Source organism: Herbaspirillum sp. C7C2 (genome assembly GCF_022627865.1).
Taxonomy (GTDB): domain Bacteria; phylum Pseudomonadota; class Gammaproteobacteria; order Burkholderiales; family Burkholderiaceae_D; genus Herbaspirillum; species Herbaspirillum frisingense.
Genome location: NZ_JABXGI010000001.1, coordinates 405,316 through 429,925 on the forward strand (window position 1 = coordinate 405,316; position 24,610 = coordinate 429,925).

The window sequence follows — 24,610 nt, forward strand, 5'->3', positions numbered from 1 at the left end:
TGAACACCGCCGCGCAGGAACAGGCCCATGCGCGGCGGATCGGTACGACGGTCGGGCGTGGCGTGCTGCTTACGCCGCCAGCTTGGAAATATCGGCCACCTGGTTCAACATGCCGTGCAGCGCCGCCAGTAGTGCCTGGCGATTCTTGCGCAGTTGCTCGTCCTCGGCGTTGACCATGACGTCGTTGAAGAAGGCATCGACGTTCTGGCGCAATTGCGCCAGCGCCTTCAGGGCGCCGGCGAAGTCGCCCTTGGCGTAGGCGGCCTCCACCTGTGGACGGGTGGTCTGCATGGCCGCGAAGAGGCCCTGTTCGGCCGCTTCCTGGAGCAGGCTTTCCTGCACCGCGCCGTGGGCATCGATGGCCACGCCTTCGATCTTCTTCAGGATGTTGGTGATGCGCTTGTTGGCCGCAGCCAGGGCTTCAGCCTCCGGCAGGGCAGCGAAGGCCTGCACGGCTTGCAAGCGTTCGACCACGTTGTCCAGCACCTCGGGTTGCTGCGCCACTACCGCTTCGACTTCGTTCTGCGCAAAGCCGCGCTCGCGCAGCAGGCCACGCAGGCGGTCGTAGATGAAGGCACGCACGTCGGCGCGCGGGTCCTTGAAATTGGCATTGCCGGCGAACAGTGCCGCAGCGGCGTCCAGCAGCGCGGTCAACGACAGCGGCAGGCGTTTTTCCACCAGCATGCGCAGCACGCCCAGGGCGTGACGACGCAGGGCGAACGGGTCCTTGTCGCCGGTCGGCTGCAGGCCGATGCCCCAGATGCCGACCAGGGTTTCCAGCTTGTCGGCCAGGGCCACGGCGGTACCGGTAGCGCTGGCGGGCAGCGCATCGCCGGCAAAGCGCGGCTGGTAGTGTTCGGAGGCGGCCAGGGCGACTTCGTCGGGCTCGCCGTCATGGCGCGCATAGTAAGTACCCATGATGCCCTGCAGTTCGGGGAATTCACCCACCATGTCGGTCAACAGGTCGGCCTTGGCCAGCAGGGCGCCGCGTTCGGCCAGGGCCACATCGCCGCCCATCAGCGTGGCAATCTTGCCGGCCAGCGCCTGCACGCGCTCGGTACGCTGCAGCTGGTTGCCCAGCTTGTTGTGGTAGACCACGTTGGCCAGTTGCGGGACACGCTCGGCCAGGGTCTTCTTCTTGTCCTGCTCGAAGAAGAACTTGGCATCCGACAGGCGCGGGCGCACCACGCGCTCGTTGCCGCCGATGATGTGTTCCGGATGGGCGGTCTCCAGGTTGGAGACGATCAGGAAGCGCGAACGCAGCTTGCCGGCGTTGTCGGTCAGCGCGAAATACTTCTGGTTGGTCTGCATGGTCAGGATCAGGCATTCCTGCGGTACGGCCAGGAATTCATCCTCGAACTTGCATTCATAGACCACCGGCCATTCGACCAGGGCCGTCACTTCGTCCAGCAGCGAATCGGGCATCAGCACCTGGTCGGCACCCGCCTTGGCCAGCAGCGCGGTGCGGATCTTTTCGCGGCGCTCGGTGAAGCTGGCGATGACCTTGCCTTGCGCAGCCAGCGTTTCCACGTAGGTTTGCGGCGCGCTGATCTGCAGCGCACCGGAGGACAGGAAGCGATGGCCCAGCGTGGTACGGCCGGCATCCAGGCCCAGGATGTTGATCGGCACCACGTCGTTGCCCAGCAGTGCCACCAGGTAGTGCGCCGGGCGGACGAAGTGCACCGTCTCGCCGGCAGCACGGCCGAACTGGCGCTGATAGCTCATCAGCTTGGGGATGGGCAGCTTGGACAGGCTCTCTTCCAGCGCCGCCTGCAGGCCCACGGCCAGGGCCGAGCCCTTGGCGGTGTAGGTGTAGAAGAAACTCTCGGCCTTGCCGTCCTGCGCGCGTTCGAGCTGGTCCGGGGTGATCACGGTGGCACCGGTGGCGGCGGCCAGGGCGGCCAGCTTTTTCACCAGCGGTGCGGCCGGACGGCCTTCGGCGTCCAGCGCCACGGTGACCGGCAAGACCTTTTCACGGATGGATTTGTCGGGCGAGGCAGCGCGCACGCCGGTGATGGACACGGCCAGCCGGCGCGGAGTCGCATAGGCGGTGGCGGCGGCATCGGATTCGAGATAGCCGCGGCTTTGCAGGCCGTTGAAAATGCCGGAGGCAAAGGCATCGCCCAGCTTGGCCAAGGCCTTGGGCGGCAGTTCTTCGGTGACGAGTTCTACGAGGAGTGTCTGGTTCATGTTGTCTGTCTTGCTGTCTTGCTCGGGACGCCGGCCCTGGGCCGACGCCGCATGATGTCATTGGCCGTGTTCAGCCCGCTCTTCAGGCTGCAACCTTGGCCTCGCCCAGCATCGGGAAGCCCAGGCGTTCGCGCGATTCGAAGTAGGCCTGCGCCACCGAACGCGAGAGGTTGCGGATGCGACCGATGTAGGCGGCACGCTCGGTCACCGAGATGGCGCCACGGGCGTCGAGCATGTTGAAGGTGTGTGCCGCCTTGAGGACCTGCTCGTAGGCCGGCAGTGCCAGCGGCACCTCCATCAGGCGCTTGGCTTCGGCTTCGTAGTTGGAGAACAGCGAGAACAGGAACTCGGTGTTGGAATACTCGAAGTTGAAGGTCGATTGCTCCACCTCATTCTGGTGGAACACATCGCCATAGGTCAGGTGCTTCTTGACGCCGTTCTCGGTCCATTCTGTCCAGACCAGGTCATAGACGTTTTCCACGCCCTGCAGGTACATCGCCAGGCGTTCGATGCCATAGGTGATCTCGCCCAGCACCGGCTTGCAGTCCAGACCGCCGACCTGCTGGAAATAGGTGAACTGCGTCACTTCCATACCATTGAGCCAGACTTCCCAGCCCAGGCCCCAGGCGCCCAGGGTGGGATTTTCCCAGTCATCCTCGACGAAGCGCACATCGTTCTGCTTCAGGTCCAGGCCCAGGGCTTCCAGCGAACCCAGGTACAGATCGAGGATGTTTTCCGGAGCCGGCTTCAACACCACCTGGTACTGGTAGTAATGCTGCATGCGGTTGGGATTTTCGCCATAGCGGCCATCCTTGGGACGGCGCGACGGCTGGACATAGGCGGCGCGCCACGGCTCGGGGCCGATCGCGCGCAGGAAGGTCGCGGTGTGCGAGGTACCTGCGCCAACTTCCATGTCATAGGGTTGCAGCAGCGCGCAGCCCTGGGCGTCCCAATATTCTTGCAACTTGAGGATGATTTGTTGAAATGTCAGCATCGTGTGTGGTTGCCTGGCGAACCGGCGGAGGAATTGCGAAAACCTTGGATTTTAGCGTCTTTTGGGGCGTTTGACCCGGTTTTGGACGGGACCGGCGGCGCGCTGGGGGCCAGCGTGGGCATCATCGCCGGGTTCAGTGCCGGATACGGGCAGCCTTGTTGCGGCCCCAGGCCAGCAGCAGCATCAACAGCGCAATGCCGACGATGAGCTTGTTGCCCAGCAGAATGTAGGGTGTCTGGCCGCCATAGCCCTGCACCTGGCCGGCCAGTACGCCGCGGGTATAGGGCGGCAGCTCGCTGGTGGCACCGCCCGGCAGGATCACGGCGGTGGCGCCGGTATTGGTGGCCCGCAGCATCGGGCGGCCGGTTTCCAGGGTACGCATCTGCGAAATCTGCAGGTGCTGGGGCAGGGCGATGGAGTTGCCGAACCAGGCGATGTTGGACAGGTTCAGCAGCACGCTGGCCTGCGGCTGGCCGGCGCGGTAGGCATCGCGCAGCTGGCCGGCGATTTCCTCGCCGAACAGGTCTTCGTAGCAGATGTTGGGCAGGATCCACTGGTCCTTCACGCCCATGGGCGATTGCACCGGCGCGCCGCGCGTCATGTCACCCAGCGGGATATGCATCAGGTCGACGAACCAGCGGAAACCGGGCGGGATGAACTCGCCGAAGGGGACCAGGTGGTGCTTGTCATAGCGGTAAGGCATCAGTGCCGACCCGACGCCGGGGCTGAAGCCGAGCACCGAATTGGCATACTGCTGCGGTCCATCGGACAGCGGGATGCCCAGCGCCAGGTGACTGCCGCTGAGTTGCGCAAAGCGGGCGATACGTTCCAGGTAATCCGGCGGCAATTGCTGGGGCAGCAGCGGGATGGCGGTTTCCGGCGTGGCGATCAGGTCCGCCGGGGCCGCGCTGATCATCTGTTCATACATCCCCAGCGTGGATACCAGGGCATCGTTGGAGAACTTCATTTCTTGCGGGATATTGCCTTGCAGGAGCCGCACCGTGATCGGCTGGCCCTGTGGCGCAGTCCACTTCACCAGCCGCAGTGCCACGCCGCCTGCACAGAGCAGGGCGGCCGCGCACAGCGGCAGCACGATGCGCTGGCCGGTACCGGCCACGCCCTTGCGGCACAGCCCCATCCACAGCAGGGCCAGGCTGCCGGCAATGAGCGCCGCGACCCAGCCCACCAGATAGACCCCGCCGACCGGGGCGAAGCCGGCCAACGGCCCCACCGTGTGCGCATAGCCCGAGATCAGCCAGGGGAAACCGGTGAATACCCAACCGCGCAGCCATTCCGACAAGGCCCACAGGGCCGGCAGCATGAACAGCGCCAGCAGCAGGGGCGAGGACGACCAGCGATTGCGCAGCCAGCCCGCCAGGGCCGTGGCCGCGCCGGCATAGAGACCCAGGTACAGCGCCAGCAGGCCTACTGCCAGCGCCGCCATCCAGCCCGGCATGCCACCGTAGTCGTGCATGCTGATGTAGAGCCAGTGCACGCCTGCCGCTGACCAGCCGAAACCATACAGCCAGCCACGCAGGAAGTGGCCGCGCACACTGGCCTGCGGCCGTGCCAGTACACCGTGGAACAGCCAGGCCAGCGCGACGATCTGCAGCGGCCACCACTTGAACGGGGCAAAGGCGAAGACGTTCAGCGCACCTGCCGCCACCGGCAGCAACAGGCCGACGGTCAGGGCAAGGCGACCGCGAGCGGCGGCCTCCCCGGGCGGGGAGTGCAATTCAGGGGAGGCAGGGGAATTCACGCTGGAAAGGCTGGCAGATCAGAACATCACTCTTCGTCCACCGGTGCCGGGGGGAGCTTGGACACCAGCAGTACATGCACCTGGCGCGCATCGGCGCGCAGTACTTCGAAATGCAGGCCATCGATATCGAACTCGTCGCCCTTGCGCGGCACGCGGCCCACATGGTTGGCGACCAGCCCGCCGATGGTATCGGCCTCGTCCTCGGAGAAGCGGCTGCCCACTTCTTCGTTGAACTGGGCCAGTTCGGTGAGCGCCTTGACGCGCCAGCGCGGACCGTGCGGACCGTCCTTCAGGGCCAGCACATTGTCTTCGGCTTCGTCGAAATCGTATTCGTCCTCGATGTCGCCGACGATCTGTTCCAGCACGTCCTCGATGGTGATCAGGCCGGCCACGCCACCATATTCGTCGACCACCACGGCCATGTGATTGCGGTTGGCGCGGAAGTCGCGCAGCAGTACGTTGAGGCGCTTGGATTCAGGGATGAAGATGGCCGGGCGCAGCATGTCACGCACGTCGAAGGATTCCTCCGCGTAGTAACGCAGCAGGTCCTTGGCCAGCAGGATGCCGATGACCTTGTCGCGCTCGCCATCCACGGCGGGGAAGCGCGAGTGCGAGGTCGCCAGCACTTCCGGCATCCAGGTCTCGATGGGTTTGGAGATATCGATGGTGTCCATCTGCGAGCGCGGGACCATGATGTCGCGTACGGCCAGGTCAGACACCTGGAACACGCCTTCGATCATCGACAGCGCATCGGCATCGATCAGGTTGCGCTCGTGGGCGTCATGCAACACTTCGAGCAGTTCTGCCCGGTTCTCGGGCTCGGGGGAAATCAGTGCGGTGAGTCGTTCAAACAGAGAACGATGGGGTTTAGCGTCAGATTTGACGCTACTAGGGTGATCTTGCATGGCGTTAGGCGCGAGCCCGACGTAGTTTCGAAGATCCATAGGATACAACAATTATGTGACAAGTCCACTAAAGGGGCCCGACAACAGCGCTCTCCAGCTCATCCTTGGCGCCCCGCTTGCCGCCCGGAAACGCAAGCTGGCAGTGACGTTGCGCATGGACGTGAAAAAAGCCGGCATCACTGATGCCGGCAAGAACTACTTCAGGGAAATCGTATCGATGGGCGCTAGCTGTTGCCCCGCTTATGCCTGCTTAGGCATAGCTGAGCGCTTCCATCTGTCCGCCGCCGTGCACCTCGGCGTGCTGCTGCTGGCTGCGCTGCGGGTTGGCGGAGACGGCAACCGGTGCTGCCTGGCCCTGGGTGGGGGAGAGCTTGAACACGCTCACCACATCGGTCAGCGCTTCGGTCTGCTGCTGCATCGACGCGGCGGCAGCGGCTGCTTCTTCCACCAGTGCGGCGTTCTGCTGGGTGGCTTCGTCGATCAGGGCGACGGCGCTGTTGATCTGTTCCAGGCCGGTGGTCTGCTCGCTGCTCGCGGCGCTGATGTCCTGCACGATCTGGGTCACGCTGCCGATGCTCTTGACCACTTCCTGCATGGTCGATCCGGCTTCGCCGACCTGCTGTTCGCCGGCAGCCACCTTGGCCACCGACTCGTTGATCAGTGCTTCGATTTCCTTGGCGGCGACCGCCGAGCGTTGCGCCAGGGTGCGCACTTCGGAGGCCACCACCGCAAAGCCGCGGCCTTGTTCGCCGGCACGGGCCGCTTCGACGGCCGCGTTCAGGGCCAGGATGTTGGTCTGGAAAGCGATGCCATCGATGACGCTGATGATGTCCACGATCTTGTGCGAGGACGCGCTGATCGAATGCATGGTCTCTACCACCCGGCCCACTGCGGCGCCACCCTTGGCAGCGACTTGCGAGGCATTGTCGGCCAGGCGACGGGCTTCACGGGCATTGTCGGCGGTCTGCTTGACGGTGGCGGTCAGCTGTTCCATGGCCGAGGCGGTCTCCTGGAGCGAGCTGGCCTGCTGTTCGGTGCGGTTGGACAGGTCCATGTTGCCGCGCTTGATTTCGTCGGAAGCCACGGCGATGGTGTCGGTGCCATGGCGCACTTCGCCCACGATGGCCACCAGGCTCTCGTTCATGCCCTTGAGTGCGGCCATCAGCTGACCCAGCTCATCCTTGCTGTTCACTTCGATATGGCTGCCCAGGTCACCGGCCTGCACGCTTTGCGCCACGCTCACGGCCTGGGCCAGCGGACGGGAGATGGAGCGGGTCAGCAGCCAGGCGATCAGGCCTCCCAGCATCAGGGCCGCCAGGCTGGCGCCCAGCATGGTCCATTTGGCGAGGTCATAGGCGGCTTCGGCCTGTTCCACGTTGGCTTCCGAATTGCTGCGCAGCATCTTGTTGAATTGCGCAACATGGGCGATGACGCGGTTCAGGATAGGCATGCAATCCTTGACCAGCGAAGCGCGCGCGGCATCGGTCTGCTGCGAAGTGGCCAGCTTGACGATGTTGACGGCCACCGGCAGATACTGCGCTTCCAGCTTGCGCAACTGCTCCAGCATGTCGCGTTCCTGCTGGGTGGTGGCCGGGTCCTGCATCAGCTTGGTCAGTGCGGCCATGCCGGCGTCGATGTCCTGCTGCGAAGAGCCCACCAGCGCCAGATCATTCTTTTGCTCGGCGGCATCAGTCACCAGGGTCAGGTTGCGGGCTGCGATGGCGCGCAGGCCGATGGCGAATTGCACTTTGGACAAGGCTTCCAGCTTGCCCTCGTCAATGGAGGTCAGGAAGACGATGCGATCGTTCAGGCGCGACACCTGCTGCAGGCCGAAAGCGGCCACTGCCACCAGCAATACCAGGACTGCTGCGAAACCCAGGCCAAGACGGTGGCCGATCTTCCAGTTCTTCATGACCTTCTCCCCGATGAATAATTGTGTGCCTCCATTCTTGTCCAGCAGGAGGCAAATTCCCATCAGGTTTTTCCTTAAAGTTTGCAGAAAAACCGATGTGAAAGACGGGCTTCATTGATATACCGTCATCACAATCTCGGGTTTGAATATCGATGTGCTCCCATCGATCAGATTTGTCGTAGCCAGGTTGGCAACTGCTTGATGTCTGGCAAGCAGACGAAAAAAAAACGGCCTGCCGCAGCAGACCGTTCATCCATCAAGGCAAGGGCGGCACCCTCAGCGCATCGCGTCAGCGCGCGGCATAAGGATTGCCATAGCCCAACCCGGCCAGGATCTCGGTTTCCAGCGCCTCCATCTCGTTGGCTTCTTCGTCGTCCTCATGGTCGTAGCCCTGCGCATGCAATACGCCGTGCACCACCAGGTGGGCGGTGTGTTCTTCCACGCTCTTCTTCTGCTCGGCCGCTTCCTTTTCCAGTACGTCAGTACAGAAGATGATGTCGGCCTGGGTGACTTCACTGTCTTCGTCTTCGGTATAGGCGAAGGTCAACACGTTGGTGGCGTAGTCCTTGCCGCGATAGTCGCGGTTCAGGTCGCGGCCTTCCTCGCTGCCCACGAAGCGCAGCGTCAGTTCGGCCGGCGCGAACAGCGCGGCCTGCACCCAGCGGCGCAGCAGGGGACGGGTGATGGCCTCTTTGAGGCGGTCGTCGGCGTATTGCACCGACAGCGTAAGTTTAGGTTTTGGCATTGCGGGGCCTGGCGGACTTGGTCAAGAGATTGGTGGCGGTGCGGGCGGTGGCGCGCGCGGTATCGGGGCGGCTGTTGCCGGCGGCGTCATAGGCATCGACGATGCGCGCCACCAGCGGGTGACGCACCACGTCGGCGCTGGTAAAGCGCGAGAAGGCGATGCCGCGTACATCGTGCAGTACCGAGATGGCGTCGACCAGGCCGCTTTTCTGGCCATGATGCAGGTCCACCTGGGTGACGTCACCGGTGATGACGGCCTTGCTGCCGAAGCCGATGCGGGTGAGGAACATCTTCATCTGTTCCGGCGTGGTGTTCTGGGCTTCGTCGAGGATGATGAAGGCGTGGTTCAGCGTACGCCCGCGCATGTAGGCCAGTGGCGCGATCTCGATGGCCTGCTTCTCGAACAGCTTCTGCGTGCGGTCAAAGCCCAGCAGGTCATACAGCGCGTCATAGAGCGGGCGCAGGTAGGGATCGACCTTCTGCGCCAGGTCGCCCGGCAGGAAGCCCAGACGCTCGCCCGCTTCCACTGCCGGGCGCGTGAGTACGATGCGCTGCACGGCATCGCGCTCCAGCGCATCGACTGCACAGGCCACTGCCAGATAGGTCTTGCCGGTGCCGGCCGGGCCCACGCCGAAGGTGATGTCGTGCTCCAGGATGGCGTTGAGATACTGGCTCTGGTGGGGGGTGCGGCCGCGCAGGTCGTGCTTGCGGGTCTTCAATACCGGGCTCTCGGGCAGCGGGTCCTGGTCCGTCTTGTCGTCGTCGTCGGTAGCGGCTGCAGCTGCAGTCTTGCCACGCCGTGCCGGCAGCGGTGGCAGGCCGGCTTCTTCATCGGCGGCGGCATTGGCGCGCTGCTCGACCAGGGCCAGTTGGATGTCGTCCACGGCGACCGGGCGGTCCGCCTTTTCATAGAAGCGCTCCAGCACTTCCACCGCACGTTCGGCATTGGTGCCCGTGACCACGAAGCGGTCGCCACGGCGGAAGATGGTCACGTCCAGCGCGGCGGAAATCTGACGCAGATTTTCATCGAGTGCGCCGCACAGGTTGGCCAGGCGCCGGTTGTCCAGCGGCTGGGGGGTGAAGTGGTGAGGCTGGTTGGGGACTTTTTTCAATGCACGTTTCCGGTTGGGGGGGATTGAAATATCAATGCCGCGTGACGATCTCGCCGCGCAGCGAGAACGGGAAGGCCTCGGTGATACGGACCTCGATGATCTGGCCGATCAGGCGCTGGCCATTCGGTCCACCATCGAAGTTGACCACGCGGTTGCTCTCGTTGCGGCCCTGCAGTTCATCTTCGCGGCGTTTGGAAATGCCTTCGACCAGGATGCGCTGCACCGAGCCGACCTGGGCTGCGCTGATCTTGGCGGCGTTGTCGTTGAGTGCGGCCTGCAGACGCTGCAGACGCGCCAGCTTGACCTCGGCCGGCGTATCGTCGGGCAGGTTGGCTGCCGGCGTGCCGGGGCGGGCGCTGAAGATAAACGAGAAACTGTTGTCGAAGCCGACATCGGCCACCAGTTTCATCAAGGCCTCGAAATCTTCCTCGGTCTCACCGGGGAAACCGACGATGAAGTCGGACTGCACCGTGATATCGGGGCGCACCTTGCGCATGCGGCGTATCACCGACTTGTATTCCAGCGCCGTGTAGCCGCGCTTCATGGCCGCCAGGGTACGGTCCGAGCCATGCTGGGCCGGCAGGTAGAGGTGGTTGCACAGCTTGGGGACCTTGGCATAGGTATCGATCAGGCGCTGCGAGAATTCCTTGGGATGGCTGGTCACGAAGCGGATGCGCTCGATGCCGGGAAGCTCGGCGATGTACTCGATCAACAGCGCGAAGTCGGCGATTTCGCCATCTTCCATCACGCCGCGATAGGCATTCACGTTCTGGCCCAGCAGCATGATTTCCTTCACGCCCTGGTCAGCCAGGCCGGCCACCTCGGTCAAGACGTCCTCGAAGCGGCGCGAGACTTCCTCGCCACGGGTATAGGGCACCACGCAGTAGCTGCAATACTTGCTGCAGCCTTCCATGATTGACACGTAGGCGCTGGCGCCTTCCACCCGCGCCGGGGGCAGGTGGTCGAACTTCTCGATCTCCGGGAAGCTGATGTCCACCTGCGGGCGGCCGCTGTAGCGTCGCTCGCTGATCATCTGCGGCAGCCGGTGCAGGGTCTGCGGGCCGAACACCATGTCCACGAAGGGCGCGCGCTTGATGATGGCGTCCCCCTCCTGCGAGGCCACGCAACCGCCCACGCCGATGAGCAGGTCGGGATTGTCCTTCTTCAGTGCGCGCAGCCGGCCCAGGTCGGAAAACACCTTTTCCTGCGCCTTTTCGCGGATGGAACAGGTGTTGAGCAAGATCACGTCCGCCTCTTCCGGACGGTCGGTCTTGATGAGACCGTCGGAGGCATTGAGCACGTCGGCCATCTTGTCCGAGTCGTACTCATTCATCTGGCAGCCGAAGGTTTTGATGAATACTTTTTTCTGCATAGATCTGTTTCAGGCGTAGAGCGCTGGAGAGGCCGCATGGACCCATGCGGGCGCCGGCAAGGAGGAGGGCGGCGGGCCGCTGGAATCTGCTGCTACAGCGGTGGAGGAGCCCATCCTCGAAGGTTCGCGATTATATCACCGCAGGCCGCGCCAGGCCGGGCGTGGCCTGCGGGCGGCGTATCGCCGGGAATCGGCTCAGAGTTCGCCGCAGCAGTCCAGCAGCCAGTCCAGTACCGCACGCAGGCGCGGCAGGGCCTTGAGGTCGCGGTGAAAGACCGCCCACAGCTCGCGCTCCAGCTGTGGCGCGGCGTCCACAGTCTGCAATTCCGGCGCCAGCAGGTAGCTGGGCAGCAGCGCCAGTCCGACCCCGGCGCGCGCCGCCATGCACTGCGCCACCAGGCTGGTGCTGCGAAAGCGCACCGGATTTCCGGCTGCATGGGTGGCAATCCACTGCGTCTCCGGAATGTCGGGCACGCCATCGTCATAGCCGACGAAGGGCGCCGTCTTGCGGGCGCGACGCCACAGGGCGACATTGGCCGGCGTGCCGCACAGGTAGAAGCGCACCCTCCCCAGCCGGCGCGCGATCAGTTCGCCATCCTGCGGCCGGGCGAAACGCAGCGCCAGGTCGGCCTCGCGCCGGGCCAGGCTGAGCGTCTGGTGGCCCAGTGCCAGTTCCACGTCCAGCGCCGGCCATTGCTGCAACAGCGCCGGCAGGCGCGGCGCCAGGAACAGGGTACCGATGGCATCGGTGCAGGCCAGGCGCAGCTTGCCTTCCAGCCGCAGGTCTTCACCGGCCAGGGTGCGGGCCAGTTGCCGGGTCTGTTCCTGCATGGCGCGGGCGGCCGTCAGCACACTTTCGCCCAGGCGGGTGAGCTCGACATCGTCGGCGCGCCGGATGAACAGCGGCGCCTGCATCGCCGCCTCCAGCTGCTGCAGGCGGCGGCCGATGGTGGCGTGCGTCACCCCCAGCAAGCGCGCCGCGCCGGAAAAGCTGCCGGCGTCGATGAAGGCGACAAAGCTGCGCAGGCTCTCCCAGTCGGCTTGCAAGGCTGCGTGCGCGGATTGGGTGGCGGGGGGAAGGGCTGTCAATTTTTTCACAGGTGGCTGTCGATGGCGGGGAATGGTGGTGCGAATTTTATCGGACTAAGATGGCCTGTCATCAATGTTCTGCAGCATCTTTTCGAATTTCCTTCTTCCCTTCTTCAGACAAGGAGTCACCCATGTCCACGCCACAGACCCTGATCCAGATCGCCGGCGGCACTTCCCGCGCCGCCACCTGGCAGGAAGCCGTCCTGCTCATCATCGACCATCAGACCGAATACACCACCGGCCGCGCACCGCTGGCCGGCATCGATGCTGCCGTCGGCCAGATCGCCACCCTGCTGGCACAGGCGCGCGCTGCTGGCGCACCGGTGATCCACGTGGTCCACCACAGCAAGCCGGGTGCTGCCATGTTCGATCCACAAGGGCCGCATGTGGCCATCATCGACGGCCTGCAGGCCGAGCCCGGCGAGCTGATCGTGCACAAGAGCCTGCCCAACGCCTTTGCCGGCACCACCCTGGATGAGGCCCTGCAGAAGACCGGTCGCCGCGCCCTGATCGTGGCCGGCTTCGCCACCCACATGTGCGTCAGCGCCACCGTGCGTTCTGCGCTGGATCACGGCTACGCCAGTACCGTGGTCGCTGCCGCCTGCGCCACGCGCGACCTGCCTGATCCGCTGGGCGGCCAGCCCATCAGCGCCGCCGACATCCAGCGCGCGGCCCTGGTCGAGCTGGCGGATCGTTTCGCCACCGTGGTGCCGGATGCGAACGCGCTGGCGACCGGCTGACAATGTCCGGAGAAGTGCGCTGCTTCTAAAAATCACGCTCAAGCGCTACCCATGCGGTAGCGCATTTTTTGGGAGCAGCCGGTCTCTAATCCAGCTGCGGAAACGACCTGCAGTGCGTCACGCCAGGATCACCTGGCCGGTGGTCCAGCGTGTCTGACTGGCCTCAGGTGGCGCAAAGGCTGCCATCGCTTGCACCAGTTTGTCCACATCGCTGTCGTAGAGAGTGCTGCCGTCAGCCGTACGGATACGCTCAATGTGATTGTCCGCCCCGCTGGCACCGCCGACGTACCAGTCCTTCACCCTGATCTGATCCGCCGTACCCAGCACATCGATCTGCAGATCATTGCCCACATGACGGAACCACAGCTGGGTCCGGTCAATGTCCGTCAACATCAGCATATCGGTGCGGCCAGTCTTGTCGTGATCTACAAGGATGTCCTTTCCATCGCCCGCGCTGTACAGATAGGTATCGCTGCCGCTCCCTCCGATCAAGATATCGTTTCCTCGCCCGCCGGAAAGGATGTCATTGCCTCCATAGCCTTCGATCCGGTTGTCATTGGCGTCGCCGACGAGGCGGTCGGCTGCATCGGTACCGCCCAGGTTTTCAATGCCGATCAGCGTATCTGCTCCATCTCCGAGAATGACCGTGCCCCTTGCCAGCGAGGCATCGATGCCAATCCCGGCACCCCCCAGATAATTGGCCCGGTAATCGACCGTGTCGTTGCCGGCATCACCCACCAGCACCTTGTCGTCATCAAAGGTTGGCAGGCCGTACAAGCTCATGCTGGCCAGACCGTAGCCACCGGCGGTGTGGCTGGTCGCCACATTGGTCAGTTTGCCGTTGGTGTTCCAGTTGAAGTTCGTATCGAGCACGTTGCCGTATGTGTATTTTGCATTGAGTACGGTAGCCGTCAAACCGCCCTCAACCCGATCCGCAAAGCGGATTTGCATGGCCTTGCTGTAGACCGCCCCGTCATAGAAGCCGATCCATGCCGTGGCCTGACCGGCAACGCTGGTGTCGAGCTCGATCACCCTCGCGGCGTAATCGCCGGCGACCGAAGCGCCGTTGAGGATGAAGTGGCTACCGGCCAGGTCCAGATCAGCCAGCTTGGCGCTGGTGCTGATGATGCTGGCGTTCTTGGTCAGGTAACGATCCCATGCCAGGCTGCTGCGCGTGTAGTGATGTGCCACCTCGATGCGGTCGTCGCCGTCGCCGCCGGACACCTGATCCCGCCCTGCGCCGGTGACAAACAGGTCATTACCACCATAGCCTTCGAGCCGGTTGTCGTTGGCGTCGCCAGCCAGGCGATCGGCGGCGTCGGTGCCGCCCAGGTTTTCGATGCCGATCAGCCTGTCCGTGCCGCCACCGACGATGACGGTCCCGCGCGCGAGCGAGGCGTCGATGCCCAAGCGGGTCCCCTCCACATAGCCTGCTCGATAGTCGACCGTATCATTGCCAGCGCCGCCTTCGAAGCGCCTGCCATCGGCAAAGGTCGGCGCACCCTTCAGGCGCATGCTGGCCAAGCCATAACCGGCACCCGAGTTGCTGGTTGCCACATTGGTCAGTTTGCCATGGCTGTCCCAGTTGAAGTCCGTGTCCAGCACATTTCCTTCGGTGTATTTGGCGTTGAGTACAGTGGCGGTGATGCCTCCATCAGCCTTGTCGGCAAACCGGACCCGGACGGCCTTGCTGTAGACGGCCCCGTCATAGAAACCGATCCACGCCATGGCCTGACCCGTGACCCGGGTGTCGAGCTGGATGACACGGGCAGCATAGTCACCGGCAACTGAGGCCCCATTGAGGGTGAAGCTGCTGCTCATCAGATCCAGATCAGCCAGTTTGCCGCTGGTACTGATGACGCTGGCGTTTCTGCTCAGGAAGCTGTCCCATGCCAGACTGCCGCGGGTGTAGTGGTGCGCCGCATCGATATGGTCGTCCCCGCCGTTGTCTTGCGCGTCCGATCGGGCCTGTGCTGCAAGCGCATCGGCAGTCCATCGCGTGCCATCCGCGAACAGGACCTGCTCGATGCGGCCCGACGCGTCTGCCGCAAAAAAGGCATTCACGATCACGGCATCATCGCCGCCCCAATTCAGGATCAGATCATCGCCTTGGCGCGTCGCCACCGTGGCCGCGGCTGTCAGTCCGCTCCCTAGTTGCAGGGTATCGACGTCGCCCGCTTTTCCAGCGGCGTCTCTGATGAAGTCGACGCCATCGCCGAGATTGAAGAGATAGGTATCACTGCCCGTGCCGCCCAGCAGGATGTCGTTACCCCGTCCGCCCATCAGCGTGTCGTCCCCCGCGCCGCCGTCCAGCACGTCGTTGCCACCCGGGGCGGCTTCATCGGGTTGATAGCGTTCGGCATAGCTGGTCAGCGTGCCATTGGCCAGTTGCGTCTGATAGAACTTGGCACTCCATTCGGTGGCGCTCACATAGAGGTGCGTACCCGCGTCGCGGTCCGCTGGTGACGGCAGGTCTCCCACCAGGCGGTCGTTTCCTTCTCCACCGTACAGCAGGTCATCGCCTTCACCCCCTACCACCAGGTCATTGCCCTCGTCTCCATAGGCAGTGTCATCGCCGCCGCCCGCATAGATCTTGTCATTGCCGGCTCCGCCGGAAATCCAGTCGTCACCGTGAAACTTGAGCGGCGTGAACGCATCATCGCCCCAGATCCGGTCATCCCCGGCGCCGCCCCACAGATCGTCCTGACCGCCGTTGCCGAACAGGGTGTCGTTGCCTGCGCCGCCGTCGACGAAGTCATCCCCATGCTTTGCGCCGGCCGTATTGAGCGTGAGGTCGTCTCCTGAAAGGATGTCGTCGCCATCTCCGCCCGTGACATCGTCCCGGCCTTCGCCACCATAGACCACATCGTTACCGGCATCGCCCGCCAGCACATCGTCGCCGCCCTCGCCCCATAGCCAATCGTCACCGTCGCCGCCGGCATAGTTGTCGTTGGTATTGGTATTGATGCGGTCAATGGTGCCGGTCAGCGTATGCACCACAATACCGGTCGTGGCCAGCGTGCGCTCCTGTCGTTCCACGTCGGGCACGTCGACCTCGTCACGCCAGTAGCCCGGTCCCTGTGTCCAGCCGAGGAAGGGGACGTAGTACGGATCGCCCGCCTGCCAGACCGGACGCGAGGTGTAGTCCAGCATCACGCCGTCGGCCAGTACATCGTTGCCCTTGCCACCCTCGCCAACATTGTCGCCGTCGGTAGCGATGAAGACATCGTTACCGTCTTCGCCGTAAAAGATATCCCCGCCCCCGACCGAGGCTACCTGGTCATCGCCAGCCCCCATGCGAAAGGTTTCACGGCCGGTGGTCTCGTAGTAACCGACACCATAAATGCGCTGCCACTCCCAGATGTCGCGCAAGCTACTACCGGTGTAGACCTTGTCATCGCCCGACGGCGTTGGCACTTCGCCCGTCAGCGCCAGACCTAGTACGCCGCCCGGGGCCGTGAGGTGGCGCAGATAACCGTCCTTGATCGTGATCCGTTGAGCGTCCAGCGTGATGTCCAGATCATCGCCATTACGGGTGTAGATTTCTCCGGCGGCACCCCGCCAGCGGTGTTCACTCAAGCGCTGCGTAGCACCCTCCAGGCGCTTGCCGGCCAGCATCACCACGCCCTGGCTGTCAGCGTCGAAGAGGATGTCGCCGTTTGCGGCCTGATAGATATCAACACCATTTCCACCCTCCAGATAATCGGCACCGTCGCCCCCGATCAGGGTGTCGTTACCATCACCGCCATACAGGTGGTCGCGTTGATCCTTGCCCGTCAAGGTATCGGCCGTGTCGGTGCCAAAGATGATCTGATGGGCCGTGCTGAACAGGTCGCCGCGTCCATCCACCTTCAGCGTGATTTTTGCGGCCATATCGGTGTAGTCCCAATCGCCCTCGGTGGTGTCGCTGCTGATGGCACTGGCGTAGCTTGCGTCGGCATTGTTCTTGATGATTTTCCAGACGAGGAAGTTAGCCCGGTCACTGAGGTAGTGCTCGGTCAACTTGCCCGCGCCGCTGGTCTTGTCAAAGAGATCAAGCTTCCCGTCTTTGTTGGCGGCGCTGTAGTCTGCGCCTGTGACGACGAAGGGGGTGCCGGTAACCAGGGCGTAGCGGTAAGCCATGCCGATCGTCCCCGCTTGCTCGGCTGCGCTCAGTATCGCAGCGCCCGATGTCGCAGCGAGCGAGATGATGTTGGCGTTGCCGAGCAGTTTCTTGTAGGCGGCATTGGCTTGCAGATCTAACAGATGCTTGTGAAAGTCAACACGACTGGCAGCGTCATCGCCCACATCGCCAACCCGCGTGATGGGGAATTCCGTCCCAGTCACAATCCGACGCACTGCGTCGAGCACGCTCTCAAGACTGGCCTCCATGTCATTGCTGGCCGCTTGCACAAGGGTATTGAGCTGCGAAAACGTGAGCGTCGGCGCAAGCTTCTCCAAGGTCGCTCCCAGCGCCAGATAGTCGGTCAGCTTGAACATGGAGTGGTTGGCCATGGGGTTGACCAGGCTGCCTTCTTGATAGAGCGCAATTTTCTTGCCATATTGGTTGAAGCCCAGGGTCCAATAGGACTTCTCGCCCCAGTCATTGGTGGTCACGCTCACGCCGTTGCCAGCCCTGAAGTTGGTCTGCTTGAGGGCTGCAGCATCAAAGCTGCGCGTACCCAACGCCGCAGTGCCCAGCAAGGTCTCGATGTTGTTGAACTCGGCGCGGATGTTGCTGCCCGCCGCGTCGCTAAAGCCTGCACTGTTGAAAGTAGTGACCGCCAAGACCTTGGCACCAAACAGACGCGTGAACGCCGTGGAGAGGTAACCACCGAGACTGTGGGCGTTCACGCCGGTGATGGTGTTGACCTGGCCATAGAGTTCACCGGTGGCGACCACTGGCACGTCGGCGGCGAAGGTGTAGACATTTGCGAGAGGGGAGCGAGCAATGGTCTCGACCTTGATCTGTTTGACCAGGTCACCCGGCTTGGCGGTGATCCGCATCCACCAGTTGGCCATGTCGCGTACCTGGTTGTAGGCGACGCCGCGTGAGGCAAGATCGACATCGGCCTCGATATCGGCTCCACCGTCTTTCGGTTGCGTGCCGCGAAAGGAGACATAGACCTCCCCAGCGTAGTCTGTGCCAGATTTGCCGCGCCATACAGTAGCGTCAAGGCCGGAGCCCAGCAAGGGGATATCGCTTTTGTTTTCTGAGGCGATGACGTCGAAGCTCGTTGCTATGAATTGCGCTTGATTTTTGGTCATTCTTGTATCGAGTGCGCCTACCATTTTGTCGAAAGGAAGTCCTTTTTCCAAATCGACGTAGGCAGCATCAGCAAGCAAGGCACTGATATATGCATTGTGGATAGTTCTCATTGTGATTTCTCCTTAATAAGTAAATTTTCGATATCAATTTTCTTGCGAATCTCAAGTTCATCTTTGGGCCAGCAAGTAGTAGTTCCTTCAAGTCCTAAGCCCAACTTTCCAAGCAACATGCCACCTTTGGTATGTACCGCGCTGTATGTCATGACTGATCGCCCCGTTTCTGCATCTATGTAAGCGAGCCTTTGAATGCGGATCGGTATGACTGCTCCACGAACTGGTTCAGATGAATCAGGACTGACATTACGTACAGCCCTTACGCTTTCCCAATCCGGGCTGAGCCAAACAACCGCCTCTTTCTCGCAAAGCCGTTTGAATTGCCAACGACCAATCAACTCATCGACAATGGGCGCGAGAAACGCCAACGGGACAAACAGATACGACCACGCGCGTTTCAGGCCCAACCATCGTGGGATTGCCCTGCCAAAGTAAAAGGCGGATGCCAGCCACACAACGAACACGATGAGGAATAGCAATCCGATCATGCCTACGCCCCCCTGGTATCTTGATTTGTCCCGTCACCCGTTACGTTGCTGATAGCCGCGCTATTGAAGGTAGTGGCCGCCAAGAGATTGGCTTCAAGCAGATGCGTGAACGCCGTGAAGAGGCATCCACCGAGACTGAGGGCGTTCACGCCCGCGATGGTGTTGACCTGGCCGTAGAGTTCGCCGGTGGCGACCACTGGACTATCGGCGGCGAAGGTGTAGTTATTTGCGAGAGGGGAGGGCGCAATGGTCTCGACCTTGAGCTGTTTGACCAAGTCCCCCGGCTTGGCGGTGATCCGCATCCACCAGTTGACCATGTCACGCACCTGGTTGTGGCCCACGCCGCGTGAGGCAAGATCGACATCGGCCTCGATGCCGGCTCCGCCGTCTTGTGCTTGCGTTCCGCGAAAGGAGACGTAAATCTCGCCGGCGTAGACTCTTCCAACCCTGCCGCGCCATACAGTGGCGTCAAAGCCGGATCCTGGCAGCGGGATGTCGCGTTTGTTTTCTGATGCGATGACCTCGAAGTTGGCGGCGATGAATTTCGCTTGATCTTTTTCCATTCTCTTTTCGAGGGTGGCGACCAATTTTCCGACATCCATATCCTTGTCTAAATCTATGTGCGCTGCATCGGCAAGCAAGGCACCGATGTACGCGTTGTGGATTGTGTTCACTGGTACTTCTCCTTATCAAGTAAATTTTTCATATCGATTTCCTTCCTGATGTGAACATTCAAATGGAATAAAAACGACGTGCGCTGCAATTCAACAAGGAGGACACCACGGTGCTCTCCTATCGCCATAGTGGCAGGGGTATCGATAGGCGCAAGCCTATTTGTCTTGCTTGCCCAAAATTTTTCAAGGAAGCAAAACTTATGTTGAGCGTGGCAATCAACGCGGGCGTGATCGTGAAGTTTTTTCTCGTGAAAATCAGCTTTTGACGGGACACATCGAACCTGTACTAGGGTCTTCACGTTCGCTGAAATGTGTTGGTGCGTATCTTTTTCTTATGCGCGAATGAAGCGAGGTCGTCAGGACACTGCTGAGTGATCAGGTATGGAATATGGCCGGAGCAATCTTGCTCGGTAAGTAAAGCGACCGCGAACGAATGGCGCTGGATAACCGGGGGAGACGAAGCTGCGCCCAGCAGACTTTTTACATCCTGTTATCCATAAGTTGATCGATATCGAATTTTTCTGAAGAAAATTTCATCACGTTGACGACGCGGAACTAGCAATAATTGGAATTTCCCTGAGAACAATCAGGAGCACTGAAATTCAGGTGACAGAATCGCTTAGTTTGTCCGCTGTCAAAAAAATGTCGATCACGCCCCGCGCCAAGCTGAAAGGCCAGGCGCAGCAAGCTTGACAGACGTACCGAACAGAACCACTGCAGTTTTCGCGCTGCCGCATTTCACTAAGGTGGCTGCATAAGTTGGCTGCATAAGGCGGCCCGTTGCCACCGCCACGCTCCCTGGAAAAAGGATGAGTCGAACATGATCCCGGCAGTCTTTCGCGACAGGCTTGATGCGCTGCTCGCCAGCGGCCAGCGCACGATACTTGGACTGGCCGGGCCGCCCGGCTGTGGCAAGTCCACGCTGGCACAGGCCTTGCTCGACCATGCCGGTTCCCGCGCTGCGGTGCTGCCCATGGATGGATACCACCTCGCCAATGCCGAGCTGGCACGCCTGGGTCGCGCTGCCCGCAAGGGTGCCGAGGATACTTTCGACAGCGCCGGTTTCGTCCACCTGCTGTCGCGTCTGCGCAGCCAGGTCGCCGACGAGATGGTCTACGCTCCGCAGTTCCTGCGCGAGATCGAGGAAGCCATTGCCGGCAGCATCGCCATCAGTGCCGATATCCCGCTCATCATCACCGAAGGCAACTATCTGCTGCTCGACCGCGGCCATTGGTCGCGCGTGCGTCCGCTGCTGGACGAGGTCTGGTATGTCGAGGTCGATCCTGCGCTGCGGCTGGAACGCCTGATTGCCCGCCATGTGCAGTTCGGACGCAGCCGGGCCGATGCCGAGGCCTGGGTGATGAACAGCGATGAAATCAATGCCGCCCTGATCGCCACCACACGGGATCGGGCCGACCGTATTTTTCGCTGGGACTGAACTCCCGGCGTCAATGTCAGCAGTACCTGGTTGGCAGCACGCAATCAGCAATACGCATTTAGCAGCACGCAGTGAGCAGCACTCAGTCAGCAGCACGCAAAACGTAGAACAAGCCATCCCCCCTCTAAAAAAAACCGGAGACAAGCATGATCAGAAAATCCCTCGCCATCGCCTGTGCCACTCTCTCGCTGGCATCCTTCACACATGAGGTCCAGGCCGCTGACAAGCCGCTGAAGTCGGTCGGCGTCACCCTGGGTGACCTCGCCAATCCCTTCTTCGTGGCCATCGCCAAGGGGGCCGAGAGTGGCGCCCACAAGATCAATCCCGACGCCCGCGTGACTGTGGTGTCCTCCAAGTACGACCTCAACACCCAGGTCGGCCAGATCGAGAATTTCATCGCCAACAAGGTCGACATGATCGTGCTCAACGCGGCTGATTCCAAGGGTATCGGCCCGGCGGTGAAGAAGGCCAAGAAGGCTGGCATCGTAGTGGTGGCCGTGGACGTGGCCGCCGAGGGAGCCGATGTCACTGTCATGTCGGATAACACCATGGCCGGCGCCGAGTCCTGCAAGTTCATCGCCGACAAGCTGCAGGGCAAGGGCAATGTGGTCATCGTCAACGGCCCGCCGGTTTCGGCGGTGATGGACCGTGTCACCGGCTGCAAGGCCGAGTTCAAGAAGTCGCCCGGCATCAAGATCCTCTCCGACAACCAGAATGCCGGTGGCAGTCGCGACGGTGGCATGACCACCATGTCCAACCTGCTGGCCGCGCATGCCAGGATCGATGGCGTCTTTGCCATCAACGACCCCACCGCGATCGGTGCCGAACTGGCGATCCGTCAGGCCAAGCGCAGTGACATCAAGGTCATCAGTGGCGTGGATGGCGCACCCGATGCCGAGCGCGCCCTCAAGGACAGCAAGTCGCTGTTCGCCGCCTCGCCGGCCCAGGACCCGTATGGCATGGCCGCCGAGAGCGTGGCCATCGGCTATCAGTTGATGAATGGCCGCGCCCCGGAAAAGAACGTCAAGCTGCTGCCCGTGAAGCTGATTACCCGCGACAACGTGGCCGACTACAAGGGCTGGGTCCCGGCCAACTGATCGACTGATCTGTCGCTGCCCGGAGCGCCGGCCTGCCTGCATCGTGGCGGGCCGGTGAGTCCGATGGCTGCACCGTCCGGCGCCCTTGGGCAGCGTTGCCGCGTACGGCTGACGTTACCATTTCCTTTACGATCTCATGACTTCCACACCCCTGCTGCGGATGACCGGCATCAGCAAGTCTTTCGGGGCCACGCGCGCCCTGTCGGCGATGCACCTGAGCATCTATCCCGGCGAAATCCACGCCCTCATGGGCGAGAACGGCGCCGGCAAGAGCACCTTGATGAAAGTCCTGTCCGGCGTGCATGCGCCGGACAGCGGCGAGATTCTCCTGGACGGCAAGCCGCTGTCCCTGCGTGACCCCGGAGCCAGCCGCGTGGCCGGTATCAACCTGATCTACCAGGAACTGGCCGTGGCACCCAATATCAGCGTGGCTGCCAATGTCTTCATGGGCAGCGAATTGCGCACGCGCCTGGGCTTGATCGACCACGTCGCGATGCGGCAGCGTACCGATGCCGTGCTGGCTCAGCTGGGTGCCGCCTTTCGCGCCAGCGACCGCGCCGGACGCCTTTCCATCGCCGAGCAGCAGCAGGTGGAAATCGCCCGCGCCCTGGTGCATCGCAGCCGCATCGTCATCATGGATGAACCGACGGCAGCGCTGTCCGAGCGCGAGACCGAAAACCTGTTCAAGGTCGTGCGTCGTTTGCGCGACGAAGGCCTGGCCATCATCTACATCAGCCATCGCATGGCCGAAGTCCACGCCCTGGCCGACCGCGTCACCGTACTGCGCGATGGCAGCTTCGTCGGCGAGCTGACACGCCAGGAGATCGACGCCGAGCGCATCGTCCAGATGATGGTCGGGCGCTCGCTGGGGGAGTTCTACCAGCATCGCCGCATGGCGCCCGAGCAAGCCGCGACCTTGCCCACCGTATTGCAGGTGCGGGCGCTCGCCGGTGGCAAGGTCAAACCGGCTTCCTTCGCGCTGCGCGCAGGCGAAGTGCTGGGCTTTGCCGGGCTGGTGGGTGCCGGCCGTACCGAACTGGCGCGCCTGCTGTTCGGTGCGGATGCCCGCAGCGGCGGCAAGGTCCTGCTGAATGGCCAGTTGCTGCAGATCGATAGCCCGCGCGCGGCCATGCGGGCTGGCATCGCCTATGTGCCTGAGGACCGCAAGGGGCAGGGCCTGTTCCTGCAGATGGCGGTGGCGGCCAACGCCACCATGAATGTGGCATCGCGCCATGCGCGGCTGGGACTGGTCAACGGCCGCACCCTGCACGGGGTGGCGCAGGCATCGATACGTCGCCTCAACGTCAAGGTGGCCCATCCCGGCGTGCCGGTGGGCAAGCTCTCTGGTGGCAACCAGCAAAAGGTCTTGCTGGCGCGCTGGCTGGAGATCGCGCCACGCGTGCTGATCCTGGACGAGCCCACGCGGGGTGTGGATATCTATGCCAAGAGCGAGATCTATCAACTTGTCCACAGGCTGGCCGAGCAGGGCGTGGCCGTGGTCGTCATCTCCAGCGAACTGCCGGAGGTGATCGGCATCTGCGACCGTGTACTGGTCATGCGCGAAGGCGCCATCACCGGCGAACTGGCCGGTGCCGACATCACCCAGGAAAACATCATGCGCCTGGCGACCGACACTGCCGGCGTGCCACCAGCATCTCCCCATTCACCTCAACCTTCCCTTGATCCCACCCATGGCTGAAATCGATCCCATGCATGAGACTGCACGCGCCCCTTCGCGCGCCCCTTCCGGCCCCTCGCAATGGCTGCTGCACCGGCTGGGCATGTTGCCGGTGCTGGTGGTGCTCTACCTCCTCTTCTACGCGCTGACGATCTATCTCAGCGGCGATGGCACGTCCAATTTCGCCAGTGCCGAAAACACCATGAACATCCTGCGCCAGGTCGCCATCAACCTGGTGCTGGCCGCCGGCATGACCTTCGTCATCCTGACTGCCGGCATCGACCTGTCCGTGGGGTCGGTGCTGGCGGTCTCGGCGGTGCTGGGCATGCAGGTGTCTCTGGGTGCGGCGTCCGGCTGGTCGATTCCAGTCTTCGTCTTCTCGGGTTTACTGATGGGCCTGCTCAACGGCACCATGGTGGCTTTCCTCAACATCAATGCCTTCGTGGTCACCCTGGGGACCATGACGGCCTTTCGCGGGGCGGCCTACCTGCTGGCCGATGGCACCACGGTCTTGAACAACGACATCCCCAGCTTCGAGTGGATCGGCAATGGCGACTTCCTGCATGTGCCCTGGCTGATCTGGGTGGCGCTGGCGGTGGTGCTGCTGTCCTGGGTGATCCTGCGCAAGACGGTGCTGGGCATGCACATCTATGCCATCGGCGGCAACCTGCAGGCAGCGCGCCTGACCGGCATCCGCGTCGGGCTGGTCCTGTTGTTCGTCTATGCCATCAGCGGCCTGTTCTCGGGATTGGCCGGTGCCATGTCGGCCAGTCGCCTGTATGGCGCCAACGGCAACTGGGGCAGTGGCTATGAACTCGACGCGATCGCTGCCGTGGTACTGGGCGGCACCAGCCTGATGGGCGGCGTGGGCACGATCTGGGGAACGGTGGTGGGGGCGCTGATCATCGGCGTCATGAACAACGGGCTGACCATTCTCGGCCTGTCCTCGTTCTGGCAATACGTGGCCAAGGGCGCGGTGATCGTGCTGGCGGTGATCCTCGACAAATGGCGCCAGAAGGATGCCAGCCAATGAACCTCAGCCTCTCGTACAAGGAGC

General features: G+C 62.6%; 18 protein-coding genes. 5 read left to right on the forward strand and 13 right to left on the reverse strand.

Annotation, left to right across the window (positions count from 1 at the left end; all coding sequences use genetic code 11):
- Window positions 1-69: 69 nt before the first annotated feature.
- The 9 genes from glyS to HWE04_RS01970 all read right to left on the reverse strand — a co-directional run bounded on the left by glyS (window position 70) and on the right by HWE04_RS01970 (window position 12,086).
- Window positions 70-2,190 (reverse strand): glycine--tRNA ligase subunit beta, encoded by a 2,121-nt coding sequence (gene glyS, locus HWE04_RS01930; RefSeq protein WP_241811324.1) that lies wholly within the window; start codon window positions 2,188-2,190, stop codon window positions 70-72.
- Window positions 2,191-2,272: 82 nt separating this feature from the next.
- On the reverse strand, window positions 2,273-3,184 hold the full coding sequence (gene glyQ, locus HWE04_RS01935) for a glycine--tRNA ligase subunit alpha (protein ID WP_077237376.1): 912 nt from the start codon (window positions 3,182-3,184) through the stop codon (window positions 2,273-2,275).
- Window positions 3,185-3,317: 133 nt separating this feature from the next.
- Window positions 3,318-4,943, reverse strand: a complete 1,626-nt coding sequence (gene lnt, locus HWE04_RS01940) for an apolipoprotein N-acyltransferase (protein ID WP_241811325.1) — start codon at window positions 4,941-4,943, stop codon at window positions 3,318-3,320.
- Between the two features lie 26 nt (window positions 4,944-4,969).
- Complete coding sequence (locus HWE04_RS01945; protein WP_039875006.1) at window positions 4,970-5,848, reverse strand: HlyC/CorC family transporter; 879 nt, start codon at window positions 5,846-5,848, stop codon at window positions 4,970-4,972.
- A gap of 250 nt (window positions 5,849-6,098) precedes the next feature.
- Complete coding sequence (locus tag HWE04_RS01950; protein ID WP_241811326.1) at window positions 6,099-7,823, reverse strand: methyl-accepting chemotaxis protein; 1,725 nt, start codon at window positions 7,821-7,823, stop codon at window positions 6,099-6,101.
- Between the two features lie 226 nt (window positions 7,824-8,049).
- Window positions 8,050-8,505 (reverse strand): rRNA maturation RNase YbeY, encoded by a 456-nt coding sequence (gene ybeY / locus HWE04_RS01955; RefSeq protein WP_039875009.1) that lies wholly within the window; start codon window positions 8,503-8,505, stop codon window positions 8,050-8,052.
- On the reverse strand, window positions 8,492-9,616 hold the full coding sequence (locus tag HWE04_RS01960; RefSeq protein WP_241811327.1) for a PhoH family protein: 1,125 nt from the start codon (window positions 9,614-9,616) through the stop codon (window positions 8,492-8,494). The genes ybeY and HWE04_RS01960 overlap by 14 nt, the downstream gene beginning before the upstream one ends.
- A gap of 31 nt (window positions 9,617-9,647) precedes the next feature.
- Entirely contained in the window at window positions 9,648-10,988 is a 1,341-nt protein-coding gene (miaB, locus tag HWE04_RS01965) for a tRNA (N6-isopentenyl adenosine(37)-C2)-methylthiotransferase MiaB (protein WP_241811328.1), read from the reverse strand.
- 195 nt (window positions 10,989-11,183) lie between these two features.
- Window positions 11,184-12,086, reverse strand: coding sequence for a LysR family transcriptional regulator (locus HWE04_RS01970; protein WP_241811329.1), 903 nt, complete (start codon window positions 12,084-12,086; stop codon window positions 11,184-11,186).
- Between the two features lie 122 nt (window positions 12,087-12,208).
- Here HWE04_RS01970 and HWE04_RS01975 point away from each other — a divergent pair, with 122 nt between their 5' ends.
- Window positions 12,209-12,817: a cysteine hydrolase family protein gene (locus HWE04_RS01975; protein ID WP_241811330.1), complete on the forward strand. Its 609-nt coding sequence runs from the start codon at window positions 12,209-12,211 to the stop codon at window positions 12,815-12,817.
- A gap of 117 nt (window positions 12,818-12,934) precedes the next feature.
- On the opposite strand, the gene HWE04_RS24435 is transcribed toward HWE04_RS01975, so the two are convergent.
- The 4 genes from HWE04_RS24435 to HWE04_RS02010 are packed head-to-tail and all read right to left on the reverse strand — an operon-like array spanning window position 12,935 to window position 19,639.
- Window positions 12,935-18,175, reverse strand: coding sequence for a calcium-binding protein (locus HWE04_RS24435; RefSeq protein WP_274620004.1), 5,241 nt, complete (start codon window positions 18,173-18,175; stop codon window positions 12,935-12,937).
- Window positions 18,172-18,666, reverse strand: a complete 495-nt coding sequence (locus HWE04_RS02000) for a hypothetical protein (protein WP_241811331.1) — start codon at window positions 18,664-18,666, stop codon at window positions 18,172-18,174. The genes HWE04_RS24435 and HWE04_RS02000 overlap by 4 nt, the downstream gene beginning before the upstream one ends.
- Window positions 18,667-18,668: 2 nt before the next feature.
- Window positions 18,669-19,340 (reverse strand): hypothetical protein, encoded by a 672-nt coding sequence (locus HWE04_RS02005; protein ID WP_241811332.1) that lies wholly within the window; start codon window positions 19,338-19,340, stop codon window positions 18,669-18,671.
- The gene (locus tag HWE04_RS02010; protein ID WP_241811333.1) at window positions 19,337-19,639 is read right to left on the reverse strand and encodes a hypothetical protein; all 303 of its coding nucleotides are present in this window, start codon (window positions 19,637-19,639) and stop codon (window positions 19,337-19,339) included. Before HWE04_RS02010 ends, HWE04_RS02005 begins: the two co-directional genes overlap by 4 nt.
- A gap of 521 nt (window positions 19,640-20,160) precedes the next feature.
- On the opposite strand from HWE04_RS02010, the gene HWE04_RS02015 reads away from it, so the two are divergent.
- The 4 genes from HWE04_RS02015 to HWE04_RS02030 all read left to right on the forward strand — a co-directional run bounded on the left by HWE04_RS02015 (window position 20,161) and on the right by HWE04_RS02030 (window position 24,586).
- Entirely contained in the window at window positions 20,161-20,778 is a 618-nt protein-coding gene (locus tag HWE04_RS02015; protein ID WP_077237366.1) for a nucleoside/nucleotide kinase family protein, read from the forward strand.
- A gap of 146 nt (window positions 20,779-20,924) precedes the next feature.
- Window positions 20,925-21,875: an ABC transporter substrate-binding protein gene (locus HWE04_RS02020; protein ID WP_241811334.1), complete on the forward strand. Its 951-nt coding sequence runs from the start codon at window positions 20,925-20,927 to the stop codon at window positions 21,873-21,875.
- Between the two features lie 136 nt (window positions 21,876-22,011).
- On the forward strand, window positions 22,012-23,574 hold the full coding sequence (locus HWE04_RS02025) for a sugar ABC transporter ATP-binding protein (RefSeq protein WP_241811335.1): 1,563 nt from the start codon (window positions 22,012-22,014) through the stop codon (window positions 23,572-23,574).
- Window positions 23,567-24,586, forward strand: coding sequence for an ABC transporter permease subunit (locus tag HWE04_RS02030; RefSeq protein ID WP_413443795.1), 1,020 nt, complete (start codon window positions 23,567-23,569; stop codon window positions 24,584-24,586). The genes HWE04_RS02025 and HWE04_RS02030 overlap by 8 nt, the downstream gene beginning before the upstream one ends.
- Window positions 24,587-24,610: the final 24 nt, after the last annotated feature.

Coding starts and splice junctions, on each gene's coding strand:
- glyS (WP_241811324.1), bottom strand. CDS start 2,190: ATGAACCAGACACTCCTCGTAGAACTCGTCACCGAAGAACTGCCGCCC.
- glyQ (WP_077237376.1), bottom strand. CDS start 3,184: ATGCTGACATTTCAACAAATCATCCTCAAGTTGCAAGAATATTGGGAC.
- HWE04_RS01945 (WP_039875006.1), bottom strand. CDS start 5,848: ATGCAAGATCACCCTAGTAGCGTCAAATCTGACGCTAAACCCCATCGT.
- HWE04_RS01950 (WP_241811326.1), bottom strand. CDS start 7,823: ATGGGAATTTGCCTCCTGCTGGACAAGAATGGAGGCACACAATTATTC.
- ybeY (WP_039875009.1), bottom strand. CDS start 8,505: ATGCCAAAACCTAAACTTACGCTGTCGGTGCAATACGCCGACGACCGC.
- miaB (WP_241811328.1), bottom strand. CDS start 10,988: ATGCAGAAAAAAGTATTCATCAAAACCTTCGGCTGCCAGATGAATGAG.
- HWE04_RS01975 (WP_241811330.1), top strand. CDS start 12,209: ATGTCCACGCCACAGACCCTGATCCAGATCGCCGGCGGCACTTCCCGC.
- HWE04_RS24435 (WP_274620004.1), bottom strand. CDS start 18,175: ATGAGAACTATCCACAATGCATATATCAGTGCCTTGCTTGCTGATGCT.
- HWE04_RS02000 (WP_241811331.1), bottom strand. CDS start 18,666: ATGATCGGATTGCTATTCCTCATCGTGTTCGTTGTGTGGCTGGCATCC.
- HWE04_RS02015 (WP_077237366.1), top strand. CDS start 20,161: ATGATCCCGGCAGTCTTTCGCGACAGGCTTGATGCGCTGCTCGCCAGC.
- HWE04_RS02020 (WP_241811334.1), top strand. CDS start 20,925: ATGATCAGAAAATCCCTCGCCATCGCCTGTGCCACTCTCTCGCTGGCA.
- HWE04_RS02025 (WP_241811335.1), top strand. CDS start 22,012: ATGACTTCCACACCCCTGCTGCGGATGACCGGCATCAGCAAGTCTTTC.
- HWE04_RS02030 (WP_413443795.1), top strand. CDS start 23,567: ATGGCTGAAATCGATCCCATGCATGAGACTGCACGCGCCCCTTCGCGC.